The sequence below is a fragment of the Streptomyces sp. NPDC002130 genome, from assembly GCF_040296465.1.
Taxonomy (GTDB): domain Bacteria; phylum Actinomycetota; class Actinomycetes; order Streptomycetales; family Streptomycetaceae; genus Streptomyces.
In genome coordinates this window covers 1-1,134 of record NZ_JBEOXI010001121.1, presented here as the reverse complement: position 1 = coordinate 1,134, position 1,134 = coordinate 1, and the positions used below count along the sequence as shown (strand labels likewise).

At 64.4% G+C, this 1,134-nt stretch carries 1 protein-coding gene; it reads right to left on the bottom strand.

Annotated features, from left to right (window positions below; translation table 11 throughout):
• Positions 1–1,134: alpha-amylase family protein (locus tag ABT116_RS48920; RefSeq protein ID WP_502984103.1), on the bottom strand; the 1,134-nt coding region annotated here is incomplete at both ends.

Sequence of the window (1,134 nt, the reverse complement as noted above, 5' to 3'; positions counted from 1 at the left end):
GCAGGGCCGGGTGTGCACGCCGGATGCGGTTGAGCGCGGTGATCCACGGCTCGAGAGACTCGCCTCGCGCTGCTGCTTCGGCGAAACGGCGCGGACGGAGTTCGTACTTCTCGGAGTCGAGGTATTCCTCGCTGCCGGGGCGAACGGCTTGGTGTTCGTAAAGTTCGTAACCGGAGTAGACGCCCCACGTCGGCGCCAGGGTGGCGGCGAGAGCTGCTCGCAGTGCAAACATTCCGGGCCCACCGTGCTGGAGGGACTCGTGCAGGATGTCCGGCGTGTTCACGAAGAGGTTCGGTCGGGCTTCGTCGGCCTTCGCCGCCAGCTCGTTACCGAATTCGGTGAGTTCCCATTTCGCCACTCGCCAGGTGAAGTACGTGTACGACTGGGTGAATCCGCGTCGCGCCAGACCGTACATGCGTGCCGGACGGGTGAATGCCTCGGCGAGGAACAGGACGTCGGGGTCGGTCTTCTTGACCTCCGAGATCAGCGTCTCCCAGAAGTTGGGCGGTTTGGTGTGCGGGTTGTCGACCCGAAAGATCTTGACACCGGCGCTGATCCAGTGACGGACGACTCGCAGGATCTCCTTGTCGAGGCCGCGAGGATCGGTGTCGAAGTTGATCGGGTAGATGTCCTGATACTTCTTGGGTGGGTTTTCGGCGTAGGCGATGGTGCCGTCAGGAAGGACGTTGAACCACTCCGGATGCTTCTTGGCCCATGGATGATCCGGGGCGCACTGCAGCGCGAGATCCAGTGCCACTTCGAGATCGAGCTTGCGAGCGGTGGCGACGAAGGCTTTGAAATCCTTGAGGGTGCCGAGCTGAGGGTGGACTGCGTCGTGCCCGCCGTCGACCGAGCCGATGGCCCAGGGCGAACCGACGTCACCGGGCTCGGGGGTGAGGGTGTTGTTGCGCCCCTTGCGATTGATCTCCCCGATGGGATGGATCGGCGGAAGGTAGACGACGTCGAAACCCATTGCGGCGATGCGGGGTAGGTCCTCGGCCGAGGTGCGGAACGTGCCGTGTTGCGGGACCCCGTTCTCGTCCCAACCGCCCGTCGAGCGGGGGAAGAACTCGTACCAGGAGCCGAACAGTGCACGGTTGCCTCGACGGCGAGCCGCTGCGCTCCGAACCCGCC